Source organism: Burkholderia anthina, from assembly GCF_902498995.1.
In the GTDB taxonomy this organism is placed as follows: domain Bacteria; phylum Pseudomonadota; class Gammaproteobacteria; order Burkholderiales; family Burkholderiaceae; genus Burkholderia; species Burkholderia anthina.
Genome location: NZ_CABVLY010000036.1, coordinates 1 through 21,693, shown reverse-complemented (window position 1 = coordinate 21,693; position 21,693 = coordinate 1). Strand labels below are relative to the sequence as shown.

21 protein-coding genes and 1 pseudogene are annotated in these 21,693 nt (G+C 67.9%); 10 read left to right on the top strand and 12 right to left on the bottom strand.

From position 1 onward, the window contains the following. Window positions 1-7: 7 nt before the first annotated feature. Window positions 8-394 (bottom strand): DUF350 domain-containing protein, encoded by a 387-nt coding sequence (locus BME24068_RS31575; protein ID WP_014898735.1) that lies wholly within the window; start codon window positions 392-394, stop codon window positions 8-10. Window positions 395-530: 136 nt separating this feature from the next. Here BME24068_RS31575 and BME24068_RS31570 point away from each other — a divergent pair, with 136 nt between their 5' ends. From BME24068_RS31570 to BME24068_RS31550, 5 genes are all read left to right on the top strand, one after another. Continuing rightward, on the top strand, window positions 531-2,045 hold the full coding sequence (locus tag BME24068_RS31570) for a polyamine aminopropyltransferase (protein ID WP_174928424.1): 1,515 nt from the start codon (window positions 531-533) through the stop codon (window positions 2,043-2,045). Then, complete coding sequence (locus BME24068_RS31565) at window positions 2,045-3,664, top strand: NAD(P)-binding protein (RefSeq protein WP_174928423.1); 1,620 nt, start codon at window positions 2,045-2,047, stop codon at window positions 3,662-3,664. Before BME24068_RS31570 ends, BME24068_RS31565 begins: the two co-directional genes overlap by 1 nt. A gap of 146 nt (window positions 3,665-3,810) precedes the next feature. Next, window positions 3,811-4,572 (top strand): N-acetylmuramoyl-L-alanine amidase family protein, encoded by a 762-nt coding sequence (locus BME24068_RS31560; protein WP_174928422.1) that lies wholly within the window; start codon window positions 3,811-3,813, stop codon window positions 4,570-4,572. Between the two features lie 51 nt (window positions 4,573-4,623). Beyond that, window positions 4,624-5,013, top strand: a complete 390-nt coding sequence (locus BME24068_RS31555; protein ID WP_174928421.1) for a lysozyme inhibitor LprI family protein — start codon at window positions 4,624-4,626, stop codon at window positions 5,011-5,013. A gap of 98 nt (window positions 5,014-5,111) precedes the next feature. After that, window positions 5,112-6,074: a hypothetical protein gene (locus BME24068_RS31550; protein ID WP_174928420.1), complete on the top strand. Its 963-nt coding sequence runs from the start codon at window positions 5,112-5,114 to the stop codon at window positions 6,072-6,074. A 73-nt stretch (window positions 6,075-6,147) separates the two neighbouring features. Here BME24068_RS31550 and BME24068_RS31545 read toward each other — a convergent pair whose 3' ends face one another. The 3 genes from BME24068_RS31545 to BME24068_RS31535 all read right to left on the bottom strand — a co-directional run bounded on the left by BME24068_RS31545 (window position 6,148) and on the right by BME24068_RS31535 (window position 9,509). After that, window positions 6,148-7,494 carry a glutamine synthetase family protein gene (locus tag BME24068_RS31545; protein ID WP_174928419.1) on the bottom strand — a complete coding sequence of 449 codons (1,347 nt, stop codon included), beginning with the start codon at window positions 7,492-7,494 and terminating at the stop codon, window positions 6,148-6,150. 151 nt (window positions 7,495-7,645) lie between these two features. Beyond that, window positions 7,646-8,203, bottom strand: coding sequence for a helix-turn-helix domain-containing protein (locus BME24068_RS31540; protein ID WP_096508151.1), 558 nt, complete (start codon window positions 8,201-8,203; stop codon window positions 7,646-7,648). Window positions 8,204-8,219: 16 nt separating this feature from the next. After that, the gene (locus tag BME24068_RS31535) at window positions 8,220-9,509 is read right to left on the bottom strand and encodes an NAD(P)/FAD-dependent oxidoreductase (RefSeq protein WP_174928418.1); all 1,290 of its coding nucleotides are present in this window, start codon (window positions 9,507-9,509) and stop codon (window positions 8,220-8,222) included. A gap of 203 nt (window positions 9,510-9,712) precedes the next feature. Between BME24068_RS31535 and BME24068_RS31530 the strand changes: the two genes are divergently transcribed. The 4 genes from BME24068_RS31530 (at window position 9,713) to BME24068_RS31515 (ending at window position 12,643) form a co-directional block, all read left to right on the top strand. Further along, window positions 9,713-9,940: a hypervirulence associated TUDOR domain-containing protein gene (locus BME24068_RS31530; RefSeq protein WP_174928417.1), complete on the top strand. Its 228-nt coding sequence runs from the start codon at window positions 9,713-9,715 to the stop codon at window positions 9,938-9,940. Further along, the gene (locus BME24068_RS31525; RefSeq protein ID WP_174928416.1) at window positions 9,937-10,515 is read left to right on the top strand and encodes a DUF488 domain-containing protein; all 579 of its coding nucleotides are present in this window, start codon (window positions 9,937-9,939) and stop codon (window positions 10,513-10,515) included. Before BME24068_RS31530 ends, BME24068_RS31525 begins: the two co-directional genes overlap by 4 nt. Window positions 10,516-10,764: 249 nt before the next feature. Then, the gene (locus BME24068_RS31520; RefSeq protein WP_096508155.1) at window positions 10,765-11,502 is read left to right on the top strand and encodes a sulfite exporter TauE/SafE family protein; all 738 of its coding nucleotides are present in this window, start codon (window positions 10,765-10,767) and stop codon (window positions 11,500-11,502) included. Window positions 11,503-11,701: 199 nt separating this feature from the next. Then, a complete protein-coding gene (locus tag BME24068_RS31515; RefSeq protein ID WP_096508156.1) occupies window positions 11,702-12,643 on the top strand; it encodes a LysR substrate-binding domain-containing protein in 942 nt (313 codons plus the stop codon). Between the two features lie 156 nt (window positions 12,644-12,799). On the opposite strand, the gene BME24068_RS31510 is transcribed toward BME24068_RS31515, so the two are convergent. Genes BME24068_RS31510 through BME24068_RS31500 form a run of 3 tightly spaced genes read right to left on the bottom strand, consistent with a single transcriptional unit; the run spans window position 12,800 to window position 15,232 of the window. After that, window positions 12,800-13,990: an NAD(P)/FAD-dependent oxidoreductase gene (locus tag BME24068_RS31510; RefSeq protein ID WP_174928415.1), complete on the bottom strand. Its 1,191-nt coding sequence runs from the start codon at window positions 13,988-13,990 to the stop codon at window positions 12,800-12,802. Beyond that, window positions 13,987-14,157, bottom strand: coding sequence for a rubredoxin (locus tag BME24068_RS31505; protein ID WP_174928414.1), 171 nt, complete (start codon window positions 14,155-14,157; stop codon window positions 13,987-13,989). The genes BME24068_RS31510 and BME24068_RS31505 overlap by 4 nt, the downstream gene beginning before the upstream one ends. A gap of 19 nt (window positions 14,158-14,176) precedes the next feature. Next, entirely contained in the window at window positions 14,177-15,232 is a 1,056-nt protein-coding gene (locus tag BME24068_RS31500; RefSeq protein ID WP_096508159.1) for an aromatic ring-hydroxylating oxygenase subunit alpha, read from the bottom strand. Between the two features lie 440 nt (window positions 15,233-15,672). Here BME24068_RS31500 and BME24068_RS31495 point away from each other — a divergent pair, with 440 nt between their 5' ends. After that, a complete protein-coding gene (locus tag BME24068_RS31495; protein WP_174928413.1) occupies window positions 15,673-17,043 on the top strand; it encodes an amino acid permease in 1,371 nt (456 codons plus the stop codon). 99 nt (window positions 17,044-17,142) lie between these two features. Here BME24068_RS31495 and BME24068_RS31490 read toward each other — a convergent pair whose 3' ends face one another. The 5 genes and pseudogenes from BME24068_RS31490 to BME24068_RS35185 all read right to left on the bottom strand — a co-directional run. Further along, entirely contained in the window at window positions 17,143-17,721 is a 579-nt protein-coding gene (locus BME24068_RS31490) for an NnrU family protein (RefSeq protein WP_096508161.1), read from the bottom strand. A 290-nt stretch (window positions 17,722-18,011) separates the two neighbouring features. After that, the gene (locus BME24068_RS31485; protein ID WP_174928412.1) at window positions 18,012-18,557 is read right to left on the bottom strand and encodes a TfoX/Sxy family protein; all 546 of its coding nucleotides are present in this window, start codon (window positions 18,555-18,557) and stop codon (window positions 18,012-18,014) included. 24 nt (window positions 18,558-18,581) lie between these two features. Beyond that, entirely contained in the window at window positions 18,582-19,691 is a 1,110-nt protein-coding gene (locus tag BME24068_RS31480; RefSeq protein WP_174928411.1) for a malate/lactate/ureidoglycolate dehydrogenase, read from the bottom strand. Window positions 19,692-19,741: 50 nt separating this feature from the next. Continuing rightward, window positions 19,742-21,196: a M20 family metallopeptidase gene (locus BME24068_RS31475; protein WP_174928410.1), complete on the bottom strand. Its 1,455-nt coding sequence runs from the start codon at window positions 21,194-21,196 to the stop codon at window positions 19,742-19,744. Next, a pseudogene (locus BME24068_RS35185) lies at window positions 21,193-21,693 on the bottom strand (hypothetical protein); the annotation flags it as partial. The gene BME24068_RS31475 and the pseudogene BME24068_RS35185, both read right to left, overlap by 4 nt.

The window sequence follows — 21,693 nt, the reverse complement described above, 5'->3', positions numbered from 1 at the left end:
TGGCGCGTCAGGTCAGGCAGGCGGCATTGATGATGCCGACGACGAGCGACGCGGTGCCCATCAGGCCGCCCATCGCGACGTTGCGATCCTCGATCGCATGGTTCATGCCAGGAATCAGGCGCGTCAGCACCGCATAGGTGACGAGCTGCACGGCCATCGCGCCGACGGCCCACAGCACGACTTCGCCGAGCGTCGAATTGTGCGCGATGCTGGACGCGAGCGTGAGGCAGAAGCCGACGAGCGCACCGCCGAACGACAGCGTAGCGGCCGCGTTGCCGTCGCGGATCAGCGCCAGTTCGTCGAACGGGGTGACCTTCAGGTACACTGCCGCGAACACAAAAAGCAGCACGAACGCCGACAGCAAATGAACCGCATAAAGATAGGCACTATTCATTCTTTTCCTCGGATTTTGTGCTCGGTTCGCTGCCCCGTCGCCGGTCGGCCCATGCAGCGCTGCCCCACGGATGGCCGCCCCATGAAAATCCGCGCCAGTATATCCACATTGACGAACACTGCACAACGGATGCGCCATGCTGCATAAGCGTGCGCTCGTCCTGTCGATTCTCGTGCTCGCATCGTGCGGGCTCGGCTACGAACTGATCAGCAGCGCACTGTCGAGCTACCTGCTCGGCGATTCGATCCTGCAGTTCTCGTCGGTGATCGGCTGCTACCTGTTCGCGATGGGAATCGGCTCGTGGCTCGCGAAGTTCATCGAGGACGACGACGTGCTCGACCGCTTCGTCGACATCGAACTGCTCGTCGGCCTGCTCGGCGGCGTATCGGCCGCGCTGCTGTTCGCGGTGTTCGCGTGGCTGGCCGCGCCGTTCCGCGCGGCGCTCTACGCGCTCGTGCTCGCGCTCGGCCTGCTGATCGGGATGGAGATCCCGCTCGTGATGCGCGCGTTCCAGCAGCGCCGCCAGGCCTTCCGCCATACCGTCAGCGAAGTGCTGACCTTCGATTATCTCGGCTCGCTCGCCGTGTCGCTGATCTTCCCGATCGTGCTCGCGCCGCGTCTCGGCCTGCTGCGCACGAGCTTCCTGTTCGGGCTGCTGAACGCTTTCGTCGCGCTGTGGACCACGCATCTGTTCCGCGACGAGATCCGCAACGTGCGCGGCAAGCTGATGCGCGCGTCGCTCGTGATCGGGCTGCTCGTCGCCGGCCTCGCGCTGTCCGACCGCATCACGCACTGGGCCGAGCACGGCGTGTACGGCGACGAGACGATCTATTCGGAAACGACGCCCTATCAGCGCATCGTGCTCACGCAGTGGCACGACGACATGCGGCTGTACCTGAACGGCAACCTGCAGTTCTCGTCGCGCGACGAGCATCGCTATCACGAGGCGCTGATTCACCCGGCGATCGAGGCGCTGCCGTGGGCGAAACACGTGCTCGTGCTCGGCGGCGGCGACGGCCTCGCGGTGCGCGAACTGCTCAAGCACCGCAATCTCGAACAGATCACGCTCGTCGATCTCGATCCCGCGATGACGAAGCTGTTCTCGACCTCCGCGCCGCTCGTGAAGCTGAACCAGGGTTCGCTGAAGGACCCGCGCGTGCACGTGATCAACGACGACGCGGTGCGCTGGCTCGAATCGAACGCCGACGTGTACGACGCGATCGTCGTCGACTTCCCCGATCCGACCAACTTCGGGCTCGGCCGCCTGTATTCGGTGCCGGTGTTCCGGCTGCTCGCGCGCCATCTGTCGGAGAACGGCTATGCGGTGATCCAGTCGACGTCGCCGTATTTCGCGCCGCATGCGTACTGGACCATCATCGCGACGCTGCACGAAGCCGGCTTCAACACCTGGCCGTACCACTGCTATGTGCCGTCGTTCGGCGACTGGGGCTTCGTGATCGCGGGCAAGCGCCGCGACTTCACCATACCGACGCATTACTCGGTGCCCACGCGCTGGCTCGACGCGCAGACGGCCGTCGAGATGTTCCACTTCCCGGCCGACATGCCGGCGCTGTCGATGTCGCCGAACGAACTCAACGACCAGCCGCTCGTGCGCCGCTTCGACGACGACTGGAAGCACGTGCTGCGCTGATGGACCGCCGCACGTTCCTCGTCGCGTCCGCGGCCGCGTCGCTCGCCGCGTGCGGCCGCACCGGCTGGATCGAGACGACGCCGCGCGTCGGCTATCCCGGCATGCGCGAAGGCCATGCGTTGCGCGATCATGCCGCGCTGCCGCTGCCGTCCGGCACGATCGAGACCGACGTCGCGATCCTCGGCGCCGGCGCGGCGGGCCTGTCGTGCGCGTGGCAGCTCGCGTGTGCCGGCCACCGGCGCTTCGTCGTGCTCGCCGGCCCGGAATTCGGCGGCAATGCGGCCGGCGGCCGCTTCGGCGATCTCGACTATCCGAAGGGCGCGCACTATCTGCCGCTGCCGTCGCTCGAATCCGCGCATCTGCGCGACATGCTCGCCGACCTCGGCGTGATCGAATCCGCGCCGTTCTCCGCACGCCCCGTGTACGACGAACGCGTGCTCGTGCACGCCCCCGACGAGCGGCTGTTCATCAACGGACAGTGGCAGGACGGCATCGTGCCGACGGCCGGCCTCGGCGCCGACGCGCTCGCGCAGCAAACGCGCTTCTTCGCGTACACGGACAGCCTGCGCACCGCGCGCGGCGCGGACGGCCGCAAGGTGTTCTGCATTCCGGTCGCGGAATCGTCGCACGACCCGCAGTGGCGCGCGCTCGACCGGCGCTCGTTCCGGCAGTGGCTGCTCGACGAGGGCTACACCGCGACCGCGTTGCACTGGTATCTGAACTACTGCTGCCGCGACGACTACGGCGCCGGCTACGAGCACGTGTCCGCCTGGGCCGGCCTCCACTACTTCTCGTCGCGCGGCGGCCATGCGCGCAATGCGAGCGACGGCGCGGTGCTGACCTGGCCCGACGGGCTGCATACGATGGTGACGAAGCTGAGCGATTCGATCACCGCGCGTACCGGTTCGAACGCATGGTCGCGCGACGGTTTCGCGGTTCATGCAACCGAACGCGCGGGCGGCGTCGACGTGCTGTGCGCGCGCGTCGGCGACGACGGCACGCTGTCCACCTTTACGCTGAAGGCGCGGCGCGTCGTCAGCGCGATGCCGCTGTTCGTCGCCGCGCGCGTGTTTCCGCAGCTTCGGGCCTCCGGCTTCGATCCCGCACGCGACCTGCCGCCGCGCGCGCCGTGGCTCGTGTCCAACTTCCTGCTCGACGGGATGCCGGCCGAGGAAGCCGGCGTGCCGCTCGCGTGGGACAACGTCGTCTACGATGGCGCGGGGCTCGGCTATGTCGTATCGACGCATCAGCTGATCCGCATGTCGCCGCCCACGCGTTCGGTGTTCTCCGCGTATCAGGCGTTGAGCACCCGCGCGCCCGACGACACGCGCCGCTGGCTCGCGCAGGCGAAGCCCGATGCGCTGCGCGAGCAGGCGGCGATCGACCTGCAGGCCGTGTATGGACGCGAGCTGTGGAAGCATGCGAGCGCGCTCGAGATCACCGTGCGCGGCCACGCGATGGCGACGCCCGACGTCGGCTTCCTGAGCCGGCCGGGGCTGCTCGCGCTGCGCGATGCCGACGGCCCCGTCGTGTTCGCGCATGCGGACTTGTCGGGACTGTCGCTGTTCGAGGAAGCGTCCTACTGGGGCATGCTCGCGGCCCGGCGCGTGCTCGCCTGAACACCGGCTCGCGCCCGCGCGGCGGCAGCCGTGCCGTCATTGCGCCGCCGCTGCCACCCGCTATAATCGCGCCACATTCCGACTGCATCGAGCAGGCCGACGGTGCCGCGCCATTCGACGCGCCGCAGCCCTCCTCGACGACAACAATGACAAATCGAACCCTCCGACGCCTGCGCCCGCTCGTGCGTGCCGCCGCGCGCCTGCTCGCATGCACGCCGTTGCTCGGCGCGCCGCTGGCGCTGCACGCGGCCAACGACGCAAGCGCCGACGCTCAGCCCGCATCGGGCCGCTACATCGTCGTCGATACCGGTCATACGCCGGCCCATCCAGGCGCCACCGGCGCGAGCGGCCGCGTCGAATACCGGTACAACCTCGACCTGTCCGCCGCCGTCGCCGAAAAGCTCGCGGCGCACGGCGATCGCGTGCTGCGCACGTCGGCCGACGGCCGCGAGATCGCGCTCGACCAGCGTTCGACGCAGGCGCCCGACGCGAACCTGTTCGTATCGATCCATCACGATTCGATGCAGCAGCAGTTCATCGACGCGGGCCGTCAACGCGAATTCCGCGGCTTCGCGGTGTTCGTGTCCGAGCGCAATCCCCATTACGCGGCAAGCCTGCGTTGCGCGAAAGCGATCGCCGAACGGCTGGTCGCGGCCGGCGAACGGCCGTCGCTGTACCACGCGCAGCCGATCAAGGGCGAGAACCGCCCGCTCGTCGATCCGCAACTCGGCATCCACCGCTTCGACGATCTGGTCGTGCTGCGTACCGCACCGATTCCGGCCGTGCTGGTCGAGGCCGGCGTGATCGTCAATCCCGACGAGGAAAAACGGCTCGCGCAGCGCGAGACGATCCAGCGTCTGGCCACCGCGATCGCGGGCGGCGCCGACGCATGCACGGCCGCCCGGTAACCGACGACGTCGACCGGTTTCAACGGTTTTCACCCACCGAGGAGCATCACCATGAAAAAGAAGAATCTGCTCGCATCCTGCGCGCTGCTCGCGCTTGCCGTTCCGTTCGCCGCGCACGCGACCGGCTGTGCGAAGCCGCACAGCGCGTTCGACCAGGTGTATTGCAGCAGCACGCAATTTTCCCAGACCGACCGCGACCTCAACGACGAGTACGGCCGCCTGCGCAAGCAACTGAGCGGCGACCAGCAGGCCACGCTGAAGGCCGGCCAGCTCGCATGGCTGAAGCAGCGCGACGCGCAATGCAGCGAGACGCGCAACAACGGCTACCTCGTCGATCTGCAGTGCGCGACCGACATGACGCAGTCGCGGCTGTCGTTCCTGCGCGAACGCGAGCGCGAATGTTCGAGCACGGGATGCGTGATGTCGAAGCTCGGCGAGTAACGGGTTCAGAGACGGGTTGCAGAGACACATTATGCGGCGCTCGCGACCAAAGAGCGTCGCATACACGATAAAAACAGTCATCGATTCCCACTCATACGATGAAAAGTGACTTCATTGAGAGCGAACTGGAACTTTACGTTCAACGCCTTCTCGTCCACGAGTTCTACTCGTCCGGCAACGCGTACAAGATGCTGAAGATATCTCCGGGAAAAGAGAAATACCTCGGTTACGACGCAGAAATCGTCGGGCTCACTTCGTTCTACTGTCAGTTCAAGACCAGCGACTTTCTGACGAAAGGAACGCTTTACGACCAGCGAAACAAGTTCTGTGCGACGAAGGGCTGGCCGCTGGCGCCGTTTTACTCCTTCGCGCTCAGGGCACCGAACGATCCAGCCGACAAGGAGGATCCGACGGTCTGGCAGCACAACATCCTTCACGCGATGTGGAAAAAGAATCCGACCGGCGTCGCTTACGTCGCGCCGATCTTTCACACCCGCCTGGAAATGGAGCTGCATGAGCCATCGCTCTCTCGGGGAGGATGCGTGCTCACATACAACCCTTCCTCCATCGCCATCGAAGTCGCATGTATCGGTGGTCACGAATGGTGCAGGTTGCCGGCGTTCGAAGGACTGGTCTCGATCCCCCCTCACACGCAGGTCAAGGTGCTGAAGCACAACTATTGCTTCACCGACCATTCGGACATCACCTTCCATAGTGATCCTGAACCCGTCGACTCGGGCAATACGCTGCACGAGCAACTGACTGCCTTCATTCGTCGCTCGACCGCCCCTGACAATCAGGCGAACGAGACCGCTCGCATGTCGCTGTCCGAAGTCAGGAATCTGCTCGGCTTCGACGAAGACCGTGCCGACTTCCTGGAACGATTCCTCGCGTTCGGCTTGCTGCGCGCAGGGGTCGAACGCCAGCAGCTGCAGCAAGGCGCGGCTCGATTCTTCGACCATAAAGCGGAATGGCTGGAACAACGCCTTGCACTTGCCGCCGCATTGAAAGCTTTTTTCGGTATTTCGACGTTGGGCCTTTTCAGATTCGCCAACGACTGACCGACGGACCTCGCCCGGCCACCGACCGAAATGCGGGAGACGAACGGGGGAGCGGACTCCCCCGCCCCTTTCGTCACAGAAACCACCGATACTCCCGCGCACCGATCTCGTTACGGAAATCCAGCTCCTCCTGCCGCTTGTTCTCGCAATACACCATCACGAATTCGCTGCCGAGCCCGTCGCGCACGGCCGCGTGATCCTGCATCGCCGCGACGGCCGACAGCATCTCCTTCGGGAAATCGATCCCGCTGCCGCGATCGTCGTTGAGCGGGGCAATCGGCTCCTTCCGCGCGTCGAGCCCGTGCTCCATGCCGGTGAGGATCGCCGCGAGCACCAGGTACGGATTCGCGTCCGCGCTCGCGAGCCGATGCTCGATCCGCAGGTTGCGCGCATCCGACTCCGGAATCCGGATGCACGCGTCGCGATCCTCGAAACCCCAGCTCGCGCGGCTCGCCGCGTTCACCATCGATCCGTAGCGCCGGAACGCATTGTGATTCGGCGCGAACACCGGCATGCAATGCGGCAGCAGCGCGAGACAGCCGGCCACCGCATGCCGCAACGGCCGCTGCCCGTCCGCGGCGAGCAGGTTGCGGCCGGCTTCGTCGTACAGGCTCACGTGCACGTGCATCCCGCTGCCCGGCGCGTGCAGATACGGCTTGCCCATGAAGCTCGCGCGATAGCCGTGCTGCAATGCGACGCCGCGCGTGCTGCGGCAGAACAGCGCCGACCAGTCGGCCGCGCGCAACGCGTCGTCGGTATGGCCGAAGTTGATCTCGAACTGCCCGGGGCCGAGCTCGGCCGTGATCACCGTCGCGTCGACGCCCTGCTCGCACGCGGCCTCGACCATCTCGTGCAGCACGTCGGAGAAGCGCGACAGGCGCTCGATGTGCATGTTCGGCTGATCGTCGCGGTCGTCGCTCAGGCGGTCGCGCGGATACTGCGGCATCCCGTCCGCGAGCTGCGCGGCGAACAGGTAGAACTCCAGCTCGAACGCGACGACCGGCCGGATCCCGCGCGCCGCGAACCGCCGCAGCACGCGCGCGAGCACTTCGCGCGGCTCGAACTCGATCGGCGCGTCCGTGCCGTCGGAACTGATCAGCATCTGTGCGAGCGGCTGACGCTCCCAGCGCACCGGCTTCAGCGTGCCCGGAATCAGCCGGCGCGGCGCATCGGGGTCGCCGTCGTTGAAGCAGTAATCGCCGATCTTGTAGAGGCCGCCCTGCGTGCCGAGCAGCACGCAGTTCTGCGGCAGCTTCAGCAGCGAGCCCGCCGCGACCTTCTCGAGCGCATCGATCGGATAGCGCTTGCCGTAGAAGTGCCCGGGCAGGTCGAGACAGATCAGGTCGACATAACGGATCTCGGGGTGCGCCTGCCGAAAGGCGCGCACTTCATCGACCAGCACGGTAACGACGTCAGCCATGTCTCATCCTTTCCATGTTCTGTATGGCGGTGCCGCCTTGCGGCGACCCGGATTCATCGGCATGCATCAATGCCCCATGCCCGATGTCGATCAGTACTGCAAACCAGCACGCCGGCAACACGGCGATCCGTCGGGCCGCCCTGCCGACAACTCAGGTGAAAACCCAGATCACGCGCGCCGGCGCATCGCTCAGGTTCGCGTAACGGAAGCGCTTGTGCGCGGGCAACTGGAACGCGTCGTTCGGCCCGAGCGTGACGGGCGTGTCGTCGCCGTCGACCCAGATCGTCAGTTCGCCTTCGAGCACGAAGCCGCCCTGCTCGTCGCTGTCGTCGACCGGCCGCTCGCCGCTGCTCGCGCCGGGCGCGAGATGGCTTTCGAGGATCGAGAAGCGCGAGCGCATGTTCGGCGACACGAGGATGTCGGTGATGCCGGCCGCGTAATACACGGTGCGCCGCTCGTCGGGCCGCGTGACCCACGGCACGCTGCGCGGCTTGCTCAGGCTGTAGAAATACGTGGTCGGCACGCCGAGCGCCTCGCCGATCGCGGTGAGATCGGCCACCGTCGGGCGCGACAACCCGCGTTCGACCTGCGACAGAAACCCGACCGAGCGGCCGATCCGTTCGGCGAGATCGTTGAGCGTGACCTTGCGATGCTTGCGCAGATCGCGGATCAGGATCGCCAGACTTTCTATTTCTTCCTGTTCGTTCATGTTGGAATCCGGTGCGTCAGACGGTATCGCGCAAACGGTACCAGGCCTTGCCGATCGCTTCCAGCGGCGCGGCGAGGCGGTCGCCGCCGGGGAAGCGCGGGTTGCGAATGCGCTGGTACTGCGCGAGCAGGCGGTCGTCGCCGAGCACGGCGTCGGCGACCGCGCGCGCGCCGGCGAGCGTCGGCAGCACGCCGTGCCCAGAAAAGCCCTGCAGCCAGAAGCGCTGGCCGCGGCGGCCGATGTCCGGCGTGCGCCGCATGCTGATGTCGATGTGGCCGCCCCACACGTAATCGAGCGGCACGCCGCTCAGTTGCGGGAACACGCGTTCGAGGTGCGGACGCGTCGCCGCCGCGATGTCGGCCGGTATGCCGCCGAGATAGGTGCAGCCGCCGCCGAACAGCAGCCGGTTGTCGGGGCTCAGGCGGAAGTAGTCGGGCACGAACTGGTTGTCGATCACGCAACTGTTCCGCGGCAGCAGCGCGCGCGCGACGTCCGGGGCAAGCGGTGCGGTCGCGACCTGGTACGTGCCGACCGGCAGCAGCCGGCGCGACAGCTCGGGATCGAGCCGGTCGACGTAGGCGTTGCACGCGAGCACGAGCACGTCGGCGCGCACTTCGCCGTGCGCGGTGCGCGCAACATGGCCGCCCGCCGTCTCGCGACAATCGAGCACGCGGCTCTGTTCGAAGATGCGGCCGCCCGCGCGTTCGATCGTCTGCGCGAGGCCGAGCGCGAGCTTCAGCGGATTCAGGTGCCCGGCCTCGGGATCGTAAAGCGCGGCCAGATAGCGCGCGCTGCCGATCCATTCGGGCATCTCGCCCTGCTCGATCACGCGCAGCCGGTCGTAGCCCCACCGCTCGGCCGCTTCGTCGCGGGCCTGCGCGAGCATCGCCACGCGGCGTGGCCTTACCGCCGCCCACAGGCTGCCGGGCCGGTAGTCGATGTCGAAACCGTTTCGTGCGGGCAGCTCGCGCACTTCGGCCGCGGCCCAGCGCATGCTGTCCCACAGCACGCGCGCGCCGTCGCGGCCGAGCGAAGCCTCGAGCGGCTGCATGTCGCACGACCAGCCGAGCAGCGCCTGCCCGCCGTTGCGGCCCGACGCCGCCCACGCGACGCGGCTCGCTTCCAGCACGACCACGCGCTTGCCCGCGAGCGCGAGGCGCAACGCCGTATGCAGCCCGCTGAACCCCGCGCCGACAACCAGCACGTCGGCGTCGATGCGTTCATCCAGTGCGGGACGATGCGGAATCGGCGCCGGGTAGGTGCCGGCGTAGTAGCTTGCGACGTGACGGTCGGACTGCACGAACATGCGGACTCCCGTGAAATTTTCGTCAATTAATTTCATGAAAAATTAGCACGGCAATTTCACGAGAGCAAGAGGGGAAAATGGGGGACGGCGTGGTGATTGCGCACGGCGCTACCCTGCCCGCTGTATCTTTCTCCGCGCCCCGACAGCGCCGATAATGACCACCGTGCAACCCGCGCACGCACCGATGCAAGGAGGCTCCCCGCATGACGATGCGATTCAGGGTGGGCGACCACGTCCGCTGGAATTCCGAAGCCGGTTACGTGACCGGCACGATCATCGCGATCCACACGCAGGATTTCGACTACAAGGGCCATCGGCACCGCGCGTCGTCCGACGATCCGCAATACGAGATCAAGAGCGACCGCACCGACCACATCGCCGCGCATCGCGGCCGCGTGCTCGAACGCATCAAGGGCAAGGACAGCGTGTGACGCGCCCGTTCTACACGATCGGTCATTCGAACCGCACGCTCGACGAGTTCGTCGAGATGCTCGACGCGGTCGACATCGCGCTGCTCGCCGACATCCGCAAGATGACGCGCTCGCGCACGAATCCGCAATTCAACGAAGCGACGCTGCCCGATGCGCTGGCCGCGGTCGACATCGCGTACGAGCACATCGCGGAACTCGGCGGCCTGCGCGGCAAGTCGCGCGGCGTGCCCGACGAGGTCAACGACTTCTGGACGAACCGCAGCTTCCATCGCTACGCCGACTACGCGCTGTCGCCCGAGTTTCGAACGGGCCTCGACCGGCTGATCGCGCAGGGGCACGCGCAGCGCTGCGCGATCATGTGCTCGGAAGCCGTGTGGTGGCGCTGTCACCGGCGCATCGTGTCCGACTACCTGATCGCGCGCGGCGAAACGGTGCTGCACATCATGGGCAAGCACCGCGTGGAGCCTGCACGCCTCACGGCCGGCGCGGTGATCCGGGCGGACGGTTCGATCGTCTATCCGGACGTCGAAGGCGATGCGGCAGCGCAAGAACCCGCCGCGCAGCCGGACGAATGACGTGGCACCGGACGCTCGCCCAACCGACGTTGGCGCGATAACGACACGACGACACGACGACACGACGGCACAACGGCATGGCGACATGGCCGCGTGACACGACAAGCCCCCTTCGCCCCCCGGCCCCGCACGTCCGAAGCCCCGCGCTTGCCCCCATTTGCGCGCCGGCCATCCTGCATTACCATCGAGCGACCACCGCGCGTGCCCGCCTCCGGCATGCGAGCCCGCCACCTCTGCGCCCCCGCACCGATGCTCGCTCTCATCATCCTCGCCGGCCTGTGGGCCGGCCTGCAGAACGCCCTCGCGGGCGGCGGCTCGTTCGTCACGCTGCCCGCGCTGATCGTGTCGGGCATGTCGCCGCTCGCGGCGAACATCACGTCGACGGTCGCGCTGTTCCCCGGCCAGGTCACCACCGGGTGGGCCAGCCGGAGCATGGTGCAAGGCGCGGGCAAGCTGTCGTTTCGCGCGCTGTTCGCGATCAGCGTGGTCGGCGGCGCGCTCGGCGGGCTGCTGCTGCTGAAAACCCCGTCGTCGATCTTCTCGCACCTCGTGCCGTGGCTCGTGCTGTTCGCGACGGTCGTGTTCGCGTGGGGCAGCTTCTTCCGCAAGCCCGGGGCGGGCGCACGGCATCTCGGCCCGGTCACGGCCGCGATCTCGCAGTTCCTGATCGCGATCTACGGCGGCTACTTCGGCGGCGGAATCGGCTTCCTGATGATGGCCGCGCTGACGATGGCCGGCCTGTCGCCGCGTCACGCGATGTCGACCAAGAACGCGCTCGCCGGCGTGATGAACGCGTCGGCGGTCGTGCTGTTCGTGACCTCGCCCGACCTGCACTGGCGCGCGGCGATCGCGCTCGGCGGCGGCGCGATCGTGGGCGGCCTGCTCGGCGCGTGGGCACTGCATCGCGTCAACGAGCGCGTGCTGCGGATCGGCATCGTCTGCATCGGCGTCGCGCTCACGGTCGGGTTGTTCGTCAAGCCGATCTGACGCACGCGCAGGAACGGCCGGCGCCGGCGCACCGGCAATCGCCCGGCGGCCATGGCCGCACGAACATAGACGCGATATCCGCACCGTTATGAAGTCCGCCCCGCAAGGGCTGCCGGACACCGCCGGCGTCGCGCTCGATTGACGCCCGAAATATCGCTACGTATACATCGAGCTACCCTTCACCCCATCGGCAGCCGGTATGTCCCGACACGTCATCGACGCGCATCTTCTGAAGATTCTTCATACGCTCATCACCGAATCGAGCGTGTCGCGAACCGCGGCGCTGCTCGGGCAATCGCAGCCGACCATCAGCGTCGCATTGCGCCGGCTGCGCGCGATCACCGGCGATCCGTTGCTCGTCCGCAGCGGCAGCCGGATGGTGCCGACCAGCCACGCGATGACGCTGGTCGAGCCGCTCGACCAGGCGCTCGCGGGCATCGCGGCCGTGCTGAATCCCGCCAGCACGTTCGACCCCGCCACGACGCGCCGCACGTTCCGGATCGGCTCGCCCGACTATCTCGACGTGTTCTTTCTTCCCGCGATCGTCGACGCATTCAAGCACGAGGCGCCAGGCGCGCGCATCGAGTTCCAGCACCTGATGACCGTCGACGGCGGATACGAACACGCGCTCGAAAGCGGCACGCTCGATCTCGCGGTCGGCAACTGGGGCACGCCACCGCAGCAACTGCATCTGCAGCCGCTGTGTCGAGACGATCTCGTGTGCCTGATGCGCAACGATCATCCGATCAGGCCCGGCCGGCTCACCGCCAGCCTCTATCGCGAAGCCGACCATCTCGGCGTGACCACGCATCACGCAACGGGGCTCGGCACCATCGACCGCGAACTCGCGCGCGGCGGCCTGTCGAGAAACGTCACGACGACGATGCCGTATTTCGGCATGGCGCCGTATGTACTGATGCGTTCCAACCTGCTGTTCACCACGACGCGCGCGCTGGCGACGCATTTCTGCACGCTGCTGCCGCTGCGCATCGAACCGATTCCGTGCGAGCCGCAGGCGCTGACCTACTACCAGCTCTGGCACGACCGCACGCATCGCAGCGCCGCCGCCGTCTGGTTGCGGCGCCTCGTGTCGGGCGTTGCGAAGACGCTGGTGCCGGACGGCGTGCGCCCGCTCCACTGAAAGGCAAAAAAGCCGCGAGCGAGTGCTCGCGGCAACGAACGGACGGATCCGCGCAGATCGCGCGGGCCACGTCCGCGACAGGGGTCGGTCAGCGAAGGGGCTGCCTGTCGAAGGCGCTCCTGGAAAAGCGCCGGTTCGGGATCGATGCGGCCCGCGCTATGACGGCGCGTCGCCGGCCATCGTCTTCAGCAACGCAGCCTTTTCCGCCGTCGCGGCATCGAGCAGTGCAAAGCCCGTGATGCGCCCGGAATCGGCATCCGCGTAGAGCGCACGCGTCGCACGCGGCGCGTTCCCCACGCCGACGTCGGTGGTCCAGCGCCCGCCGCCGTCCGCCGCGACCACCACGGCGGGAATCGCCGGCGTCTTCACGACGATCGGCATCACGGGAAACGCCACCCGCGTCGGCGTGCCCCGCAGGCACTGTGCGAGCGCGCGTGCCGCGTGCATGATGGGCAACACGTACGGCCGGACACGTCCTTCGATCGCCGCGCAGTCGCCGAGCGCGAAGATGTCCGGCACGCTGGTGCGGCACCAGGCGTCGGTCACGATCCCGTCCGCGACGTCGAGCCCCGCTTCCCGCGCGAGCGCGGTTCTCGGCACGAGGCCGATCGCCGACACCACGAGGTCGGCCTCGAGCGGCTCGCCGCTCGTCAGGACGAGCCGGTACCCGCGTGCGAGCCGCGCAACCGACTGCACGCCCGCGCCGAGCCGCAGGCGCACGCCCGCGTCGCTCAGCGCGCGTCCGAACACGTCGCCGGCCTCCGGCGGCAGCAGCCGCGACAGCGGCGCGTCGGCGGGATCGATCACGGTGACGGGCAGCCCCGCCGCGACCAGATCGTTCGCGAACTCGCAACCGATGAGCCCCGCGCCGAGCAGCGCGACCGAGCGGCAATCGCGCAGCCCGTCGCGAAAGCGCGCGTAGTCGCCCAGATCGTTGATCGACAGGATGTCGGCCGCGCCGTCCCCTTCGCAGTGCACACGCCGCGCATCCGCGCCGGTTGCAAGAACGAGCGCGCGATAGCGCTGCACGCGGCCGTCGTCGAGCACGATCTCGCGCGTCGCCGCGCGAATCTGCCGCACCGCGCAGTGCGTCAGGATGGTCGCGCGCAACTGCGCCGCCATCGTCCGCGCGTCGGACATCGCGAGCTGCTCGGGCGTCTTGCGCTGCGCGAGCGCATTCGACAGTGCCGGCTTCGAATAGAAACTGCCATCGTCACGGCTGATCATCACGAGCGGCGTCTCGCCGTCGAGCTTGCGCCACTCGCGCGCCGTCGTATAACCGGCGAGGCCCGTGCCGACGATGACGACCGGATCGCTCCGGTTCCCCGACGTTTCGGATGTGCTCATGCCTGCACCACCTGCATGTCGAAGTCGTGCTTGCCGGTCGCGCAGTCCGGACACATCCAGTCGTCGGGCACATCCTCCCAGCGGGTGCCGGCCGCGATCCCGTGCTCCGGCATGCCTTCGGCCTCGTCGTATCGAAACCCGCAGATCACGCATTCCCAGATCTTCATCGCTTCTCCCGTGCGCCGCTCAGCGCGCATAAGACTGGCCGAGACCGAGCTCGCCGAGTGCGCGCCGGTACGCGCCCGACGAACGATCGGCCAGGATCGGCGCTTCATGCGAACGGTCGATCGGCAGATCCTCCGGGCACTGCTGCTCGACGATCGCGCGATCTTCCTCGAAGACCTGGCGATTGAACGCATATACGTCGTCGAGCGGCAGGTCGTGATCGAAATTGCGCGCGATCGGCACGAACAGACGCGTCAGACGCGCGGAAACCGGGCTGGCCGCATTCAGGATCGCGAGCCGGCCGCCTTCCGGAAAATGCACGGTGAGACGCGCGAAAAACGGCACGTCGACCTCGAACACCCGCCGCCACGGGAAACCCTCCGGCGCGCGATGCTGCATCGCGCGCGGAAAGTTGCTGACGGTGCTCACGTATTCCGCGCGCAGGCCGTTCTCGCGCCGCTCGACCGCGTACTGCGGCACCACCGGATTGCGCCGGTCGGCGAAGCTCTCGTGATGAATCCACGCGAAGTGCGCGACGTCGATGAAGCCTTCCGTCTGCCGGCCGGCCGACGCGCGGATGTCGATCGACGGCGGCAGGATCTGCTGGAAGCCCTCGGCATTCCACGCGGGGAAATCCGGCAGCGGCACTTCGCCGCCGCCCAGCGACACCCACACGAGCCCGTATGCCTGCTGCACCGCATAGGTCGTCAGGCACAGGCGGTCGGGAATCGGGCCGTCGGGCTGCGACGGAATGTGCGCGCATTTGCCGTCTGCCGCATATTCGAGGCCGTGATACGGACAGACGAGCCGGTCGCCCGCCACCCAGCCGAGGCTCAGCGGCGCGCCCCGGTGCGGGCATACGTCGCGCGCCGCGACGATGGCGTCGCCGGACCGGAACAGCACGAGGCGCTCGTCGAGCAGCGTCACGCCGAGCGGGCGCGCGCCCACGTCGGCCGCGAACGCCACCGGATGCCAGTAGCGGCTCAGGATTTCCCAATCGCGCGTGTCGAACGTGCAATTACGGGGCGGAAGCGGCGCGCGTGACCGCGTCAACGGCACGACCTGGGTATGCGTCATTCGAGTCTCCATACAGTGGTTGTCGTCGGCGCGACGCCTGCCGGATATCCGGACGTTGCCGCGCGGAAACCACGATATACGGAGCGCCGCGCCGCGCCCATCGATGCACCGCCATGTACTTCATGTCGACGTCGGCATGGACGACCGACGTGCCACCGGTCGCGACGCACCGCCAATTGATGAGCAAACCGCAAGACGTCTTTCGGATATCTCGTTTGCGGTCGCGCCCGCGTCCGTCGACAATCCGGGGCTGCCATCGTCATCGCCTGCTCGCGGGCAACGCTCGGCAATCCGCGGCCGGCGCCCCCCTTCATCATCCGCCGCCGGCCCGGCACATCGCGTCACACACGCTCCCGACATCGGCGCTTCGCGCGGCGGCGGAACGCTAGCCGCCGCCCCCGCCCGATACCTTCCCGGCCAACAATAAATAGAGGTAGGAGATGCAGGACAACTCGTTGAGGCAGAGCCTCAAACAACGACACATCACGATGATCGCGCTGGGCGGCGTGATCGGCGCGGGCCTGTTCGTCGGCTCCGGCGCGATCATCGCGACCGCCGGCCCCGCGGCGATCCTGTCGTACCTGATCGGCGGCGTGATCGTCACGCTGGTGATGTTCATGCTCGGCGAAATGGCGTCGCGCAATCCGGACAGCGGGTCGTTCTCGACGTATGCGAGCGCGTATCTCGGCGAATGGGCCGGTTACGCGGTCGGCTGGCTGTACTGGTTCAAGTCGATGATGACGATCACGGTCGAGGCGATCCTGCTCGGCGCGATCCTCCACGATTTCCTGCCGTGGCTGCCGATATGGGGCGGCGCGCTGTTCATGCTGGTCACGCTGATCGCGAGCAACGCGTATTCGGTGCGCGCGTTCGGCGAGGCCGAATACTGGCTGTCGTTCGCGAAGGTGACGACGATCATCGTCTTCATGGGGCTCGGCCTGTCGATCCTGCTCGGCTTCCAGCCGCGCATTCCCGCGCCCGGCCTCGTGAACCTGACGGATCACGGCGGCTTCATGCCGAACGGCATCTCGCCCGTGCTCGCGGGCGTGATGGTCGTGATCTTCTCGCTGGGCGGCAGCGAAATCGCGGCGGTCGCCGCCGGCGAATCGGAGAACCCGGGCAAGAACGTGATCCGCGCGATCAAGAGCGTGATCGTGCGCGTGATGCTGTTCTACGTCGGCTCGGTGTCGATCCTGATCCTGTGCATGCCGTGGACCGACAAGGCCAACCTGAAGTCGCCGTACGTGTCGCTGTTCGCCATGGCGGGTTTCACCGGCGCGGCCATCGCGATGAAGCTCGTGCTGTTCGTGTCGTTCATGTCGGTGATGAACTCGTTCCTGTTCTCGAACTCGCGCATGCTGTTCTCGCTGAGCCAGCGCGGCCACGCGCCCGCGATGTTCGGCCGCACCAACGCGAAAGGCGTGCCGATGAACGCGCTCCTGCTGTGTCTCGCGCTCTGCGTGTCGATCCTCGCGATTCACTTCGTCAGCGGCGGCGACCTGTTCCTGATGCTCGCGAAAAGCAGCGGCGCGTTCGTGATGATCGTGTGGATCTTCATCATCGTCGCGCACTTCGCGATGCGCCGGCAGACGAAACACGCACAGCGCGATCCGTCGGCGTTCCGCGCGTGGTTCTATCCGGTATCGAACTGGGTCGCGCTGCTCGCGCTGGTCGCCGTGCTCGGCTCGCAGGCGTTCAACCCGGATTCGCAGTTCCAGTTCTGGTTCACGGTGTCGACGGCGCTGGCGATCGTCGCGTCGTACTTCATGCGACGCAAGTCGTCGTCGCTCGGACAGGCATCGGTGCGCTGAGCGGTCGGGCAGCCGCGCGGCGGCCTCGACCCGCGACACACGCGGGTGCGGCGGCCGGTTCGTGCGCGCCCGCCGGTCAACCCTGGCAGGCGCGGCCGTTCAACCGAACGGCCGCACGCCGATCAGCAGGCCATGCAGGAACAGCGCGAACCCGGCCCACACGATGAGCCCCGCCACGACGGCGACGATGTCGCCCGACAGCCGGCCCGGCGGATAGCGGACGCCATCGCGGCGATCGCGAGTGCGCGACACGACGAAATCGATCAGCGACCACACGAAGAACGCGCCGAACAGCACGACCGCATGCAGCGTGCCGTTCACGAGCAGGTGCGCGACCGCCCACACCATCACGCCGGCCAGCATCGGATGATGGACGAGCGGCTTGATCCGGTTGCGCGGCACGTACGCGGCGGCGATCAGCACGAACGCAACGGCGGTCAGCACGCCGGTCAGGTGACGCACGCCGACGGGCGACACCCACAGCAGCGTCACGTTCTCGCGCGCCAGCCCGTAGCCGCGCACGATCAGCACGAAGCCGACGATCGACGCAATCGCATATCCGGCCTTCCAGCCCTTCTCGCCGATCCGCCCGATCATCGCGGTACGCCAGCCGTCGGCCACGATCCGGATCGAGTGCACACCGAGGAAGATCGCTAAACCGAGAATCAGGACGCGCATCGGCTGTCTCCGTGTGGAGTGATGAGTGGGGAAGGCATGCCGCGCGGCGTTCGATGCGCCGTTCGCGGCGCCGGCGTCGGAGCCGGCACGGGGAACGCGAGACGCGAATGCGACCCGCGCCGATCATAAACGCCGCAACCGCCGTTGTGAAGCATCGGGAATGTGCGGTGCGGCAAGCCCGGTGCTTTCGTGTACCCCGCGCGCGATGTGTCGTCCGACTCGCCCGGCAAGAACAAAACGGAAAGAAAGGACAACGGACATCCCGCCGCCGTGACGGCGTGCGGCGGATGCTACGGTTGCTTGCGCTTCGACGCGGGTTTCGGGGCGGACTGTGCGGCGGGTTTCGTGGCCGGCTTCGCGCCCGCTTTCGCGGCGGATTTCGCAGCCGCTTTCGCGGCCGGCTTCGCACTCCGTTTCGCTGCCGGTTTCGACGCTCCCGCCGATTCCGGCTCCTTCGCCGGTTTCGGCCCGGCCACCTTCTTCGTCTTGCGCTTCGGCGCACCCGCCAACAGCGCCGCGCGATACGCGCTGCGGCACCAGTCGAACAGCGCGCCGGCATCCTCGAGCACGTCGGCCGGCGTTTCGTAATAGCCTTCGAGCGCGACGGTGCGCGTGCGCCCCGTGTACGAGAACGGCCCCATCCCCGCCGCGACGAACGCCGGCCGGTTCACGTCGTCGACCCGCAGGAACAGCGACCCGCGCGCGAGAAACCCGAACATCACGCCATCGAGCCGCATCGCCGCGCCGCTGAAGAACCGAGTGACGCCGACACGGCCAAGGCTCGCGATCTGATACGCGATCTCTTCGCCATGCGCCTTGTCCGCCTGCCAGCTCATCGGCCGCTCGCTCGGGCTAGCCGGTCACGCAGCGCCGGTACAGCGCTGCGTCCACGCGTCGAGCCGGGCATCGTCGAAGCCGACGAGCGCCGCGCTTTCGCGAATCTGCCGCCACGTCGCGCGATCGACCGGAATGCCGTCGGCGCCACGCTCGGCGCGACTCGCCTCCTCCGGCTCGCCGGGCATCCGCACCGGCGCATCGCCCGCCTGCGGCGACGCCTTCGCCCACGCGACGAACGCATCGGCCTCGCGCTGCGCATCGGCCGCATCGAACGCGTTCGGGTCGATCAGCACCGACAGCATCCCGTTCACGATCGCGCTCGTCTTCTGCAGCGTGTCGCCGTACGTCGTATGGCCGCCGACCAGCGCGCCGCCGAAGATCTCGCACATCGCGGCCAGCGCATAGCCCTTGTGCAGCCCGAACGGCAGCAGCGAGCCGAACGGCTGCGCGTGCATGACGGCCGGATCGTCGGTCGGCCGGCCGAGATGATCGATCAGCGCCCCGGCCGGCACGCGCTTGCCCTGGTTATGGGCGACGCGCGTCTTGCCGTATGCGATCGCGCTCGTCGCGAAGTCGAGCAGCAGCGGCGGCCGACCCGCGCGCGGATACGCGGCGCAGAACGGATTCGTGCCGAAACGCGGATCGGTGCCGTGCAGCGGCGCGACCAGCAGGTCGCCCGGCACGTTGACGAAGTGAAACGACACGAGCCCCGAGCGCGCGCATTGCTCGGCCCAGTGCCCGATGCGGCCGAGGTGATGCACGTCGCGCAGCCCGATCGCGCAGATGCCCATGCGGCGCGCGCGCTCGATGCCTTCGACCATCGCCTCGAACGCGATCACCTGGCCGAAGCCGCGTCCGCCGTCGACCGTGAGCACCGCGCCGCCGTCGCGGACGATCGACGCGTGCCCGTTCAACTGCAACTGCCCTTCCCGCCACGATGCGACGTAGTTCGGGATCATCCCGATCCCGTGCGAATCGTGACCCGCGAGATTCGCGCCGACCAGATGATCGGCGACGAGCCGCGCCTCGCGCTCGCCGCTGCCGGCCCGCTCCCACAGTGCCGCGACGAAGGCATGCAGCGGTTCGGCGCGCATGCGCAGCGGTTCGGTATCGGGTGTCGGCAGCGCGGTCATCGGCAAGGCTCCGTCGGATCGGGTCGAGGCGGGATGGGCAGCAACGGCGCTCAGCGCGCGGACGCGATCACGTCCGCTACCGCCGCGGTGAGCTTCTTCGCGTACGGCACGTGCAGGAACTCGTTCGGGCCGTGCGCGTTCGACTTCGGCCCGAGCACGCCGCACACCATGAACTGCGCGGACGGGAAACCGGCCTGCAGCACGTTCATCAGCGGGATCGTGCCACCGAGGCCCATGTATGCGCAGTCCGCACCGAAGTGGCGGCGCGATGCGGCATCGAGCGACGACGCGAGCCACGGTGCGAGATCCGGCGCGCTCCAGCCGGTCGCGGCGCCCGCGTCCGGCTTGAACGTGACCTTTGCGTTGTACGGCGGATCGAGTTCGAGCAGCGCCTTCAGCTGCTGCACGGCCTGCGCGGCATCGACGAGCGGCGGCAGGCGCAGCGACAGCTTGAACGCGGTGCGCGGACGCAGCACGTTGCCCGCATCGGCGAGCGCCGGCATGCCGGCCGCGCCCGTCACCGACAGCGACGGACGCCACGTCGAATTCAGCAGCGCCTCGCGCGGATCGGTCGTGGTCGGCAGCACGGGCCTGCCGTCCATTCCGCAGGCCCACGGCAGCCCCTTCCACACGGTGTCGCCGAGAATCGCGGCCGCCGCGTCGGCTTCGCGCACGCGGCTGTCCGGAATTTCGCAATGGAACACGCCCGGCAGCAGGTTGCCGTTCTTCGCATCTTCCAGGCGGTCGAACAATTGGCGCATCACGCGGAAGCTCGACGGCGCGATGCCGCCGTACACGCCCGAATGGATGCCTTCCTCGAGCACCTCGACCTGCAGGTCGCCGGACACGAGCCCGCGCAGCGACGTGGTGAGCCACATCTGGTCGTAGTTGCCGGCGCCCGAATCGAGGCACACGACGAGCGACACCTGGCCGAGCCGGTCGCGCAGCGCGTCGACGTACGGCAGCAGGTCGTAGCTGCCCGATTCCTCGCAGGTCTCGATCAGGCCGACGCAGCGCGGCCGCTCGATGCCCTGCTCGTCGAGCGCGCCGAGCGCCGCGAGGCTTGCGTAGATCGCGTAGCCGTCGTCCGCGCCGCCGCGGCCGTACAGCTTGCCGTTCTCGAACTTCGGCGTCCACGGGCCGAGGTCCGCGCGCCAGCCGTCGAATTCGGGCTGCTTGTCGAGGTGGCCGTACAGCAGGATCGTGTCGGTGCTGCCCGAGCGCGTGGCGGGCGTTTCGAAGAAGATCACCGGCGTGCGGCCGGGCAGACGCACGATCTCGAGCTTCAGGCCTTTCACCGGCTGGCGTTCGGCCCACTGCGCGGCATCGGTCACGACCCGTTCGAGATACCCGCGCTTCGCCCAGTCGGGGTCGAATGCGGGACTCTTCGCGGGGATCGCGATGTAGTCGGTCAGTGCGTGGAGGATTTCATCGTTCCACTTGCGCTCGACGAAGGTAACGAGCTTGTCATGGTCGAGGACGGGGGTAGTGTCGACGGAGGTCATGGTGGGGGTGCCTGGATCGGGCTGACGAAAACCCGGATGATACGCCGATGGCCCCCGCCCGGGGCCGTTTCGGCGGCCTTTTCCGCAGCCTTTTCAGGGTCGCGTTCGGGTCGGCTTTCCGTGTCCGTTTTCGCCCCCCTTTCCACGCGCCGTGCCGGTGCCGCCTGCCGCGCCCGCTCAGCCGCCCGGCGGAAATGCGTCGCGCAGCCCGCCGCACATGCCAGCGCGTCGCCCCACAGGCGCTGCGTCAGCACCCCCGCGTCCTCCTCGCGTGCAAGCGCCGCGGCCTCGCCCGACCACAGCAGCGAGAAATCGGCCCGCCCGTCGCGTTCGTACGCACCGCGCAGCGGATCGACGAGGGCCGTCGCGAGCGGGAACGCGGGCGCAAGCGCGCTCAGCGAACCGACCATCGGGGCCTGGTTGACATCCTCCGCCGCCTGAAGGCGGCGGATTCCTGCCGCGTCTGAGACGATGATGCTTATCTCAGAGCGCCTCGG

Bases quoted from the DNA above. Each gene is read 5' to 3' on its own strand.
- BME24068_RS31575 (WP_014898735.1), bottom strand. From the start codon at position 394: ATGAATAGTGCCTATCTTTATGCGGTTCATTTGCTGTCGGCGTTCGTG.
- BME24068_RS31570 (WP_174928424.1), top strand. From the start codon at position 531: ATGCTGCATAAGCGTGCGCTCGTCCTGTCGATTCTCGTGCTCGCATCG.
- BME24068_RS31565 (WP_174928423.1), top strand. From the start codon at position 2,045: ATGGACCGCCGCACGTTCCTCGTCGCGTCCGCGGCCGCGTCGCTCGCC.
- BME24068_RS31560 (WP_174928422.1), top strand. From the start codon at position 3,811: ATGACAAATCGAACCCTCCGACGCCTGCGCCCGCTCGTGCGTGCCGCC.
- BME24068_RS31555 (WP_174928421.1), top strand. From the start codon at position 4,624: ATGAAAAAGAAGAATCTGCTCGCATCCTGCGCGCTGCTCGCGCTTGCC.
- BME24068_RS31550 (WP_174928420.1), top strand. From the start codon at position 5,112: ATGAAAAGTGACTTCATTGAGAGCGAACTGGAACTTTACGTTCAACGC.
- BME24068_RS31545 (WP_174928419.1), bottom strand. From the start codon at position 7,494: ATGGCTGACGTCGTTACCGTGCTGGTCGATGAAGTGCGCGCCTTTCGG.
- BME24068_RS31540 (WP_096508151.1), bottom strand. From the start codon at position 8,203: ATGAACGAACAGGAAGAAATAGAAAGTCTGGCGATCCTGATCCGCGAT.
- BME24068_RS31535 (WP_174928418.1), bottom strand. From the start codon at position 9,509: ATGTTCGTGCAGTCCGACCGTCACGTCGCAAGCTACTACGCCGGCACC.
- BME24068_RS31530 (WP_174928417.1), top strand. From the start codon at position 9,713: ATGACGATGCGATTCAGGGTGGGCGACCACGTCCGCTGGAATTCCGAA.
- BME24068_RS31520 (WP_096508155.1), top strand. From the start codon at position 10,765: ATGCTCGCTCTCATCATCCTCGCCGGCCTGTGGGCCGGCCTGCAGAAC.
- BME24068_RS31515 (WP_096508156.1), top strand. From the start codon at position 11,702: ATGTCCCGACACGTCATCGACGCGCATCTTCTGAAGATTCTTCATACG.
- BME24068_RS31510 (WP_174928415.1), bottom strand. From the start codon at position 13,990: ATGAGCACATCCGAAACGTCGGGGAACCGGAGCGATCCGGTCGTCATC.
- BME24068_RS31505 (WP_174928414.1), bottom strand. From the start codon at position 14,157: ATGAAGATCTGGGAATGCGTGATCTGCGGGTTTCGATACGACGAGGCC.
- BME24068_RS31500 (WP_096508159.1), bottom strand. From the start codon at position 15,232: ATGACGCATACCCAGGTCGTGCCGTTGACGCGGTCACGCGCGCCGCTT.
- BME24068_RS31495 (WP_174928413.1), top strand. From the start codon at position 15,673: ATGCAGGACAACTCGTTGAGGCAGAGCCTCAAACAACGACACATCACG.
- BME24068_RS31490 (WP_096508161.1), bottom strand. From the start codon at position 17,721: ATGCGCGTCCTGATTCTCGGTTTAGCGATCTTCCTCGGTGTGCACTCG.
- BME24068_RS31485 (WP_174928412.1), bottom strand. From the start codon at position 18,557: ATGAGCTGGCAGGCGGACAAGGCGCATGGCGAAGAGATCGCGTATCAG.
- BME24068_RS31480 (WP_174928411.1), bottom strand. From the start codon at position 19,691: ATGACCGCGCTGCCGACACCCGATACCGAACCGCTGCGCATGCGCGCC.
- BME24068_RS31475 (WP_174928410.1), bottom strand. From the start codon at position 21,196: ATGACCTCCGTCGACACTACCCCCGTCCTCGACCATGACAAGCTCGTT.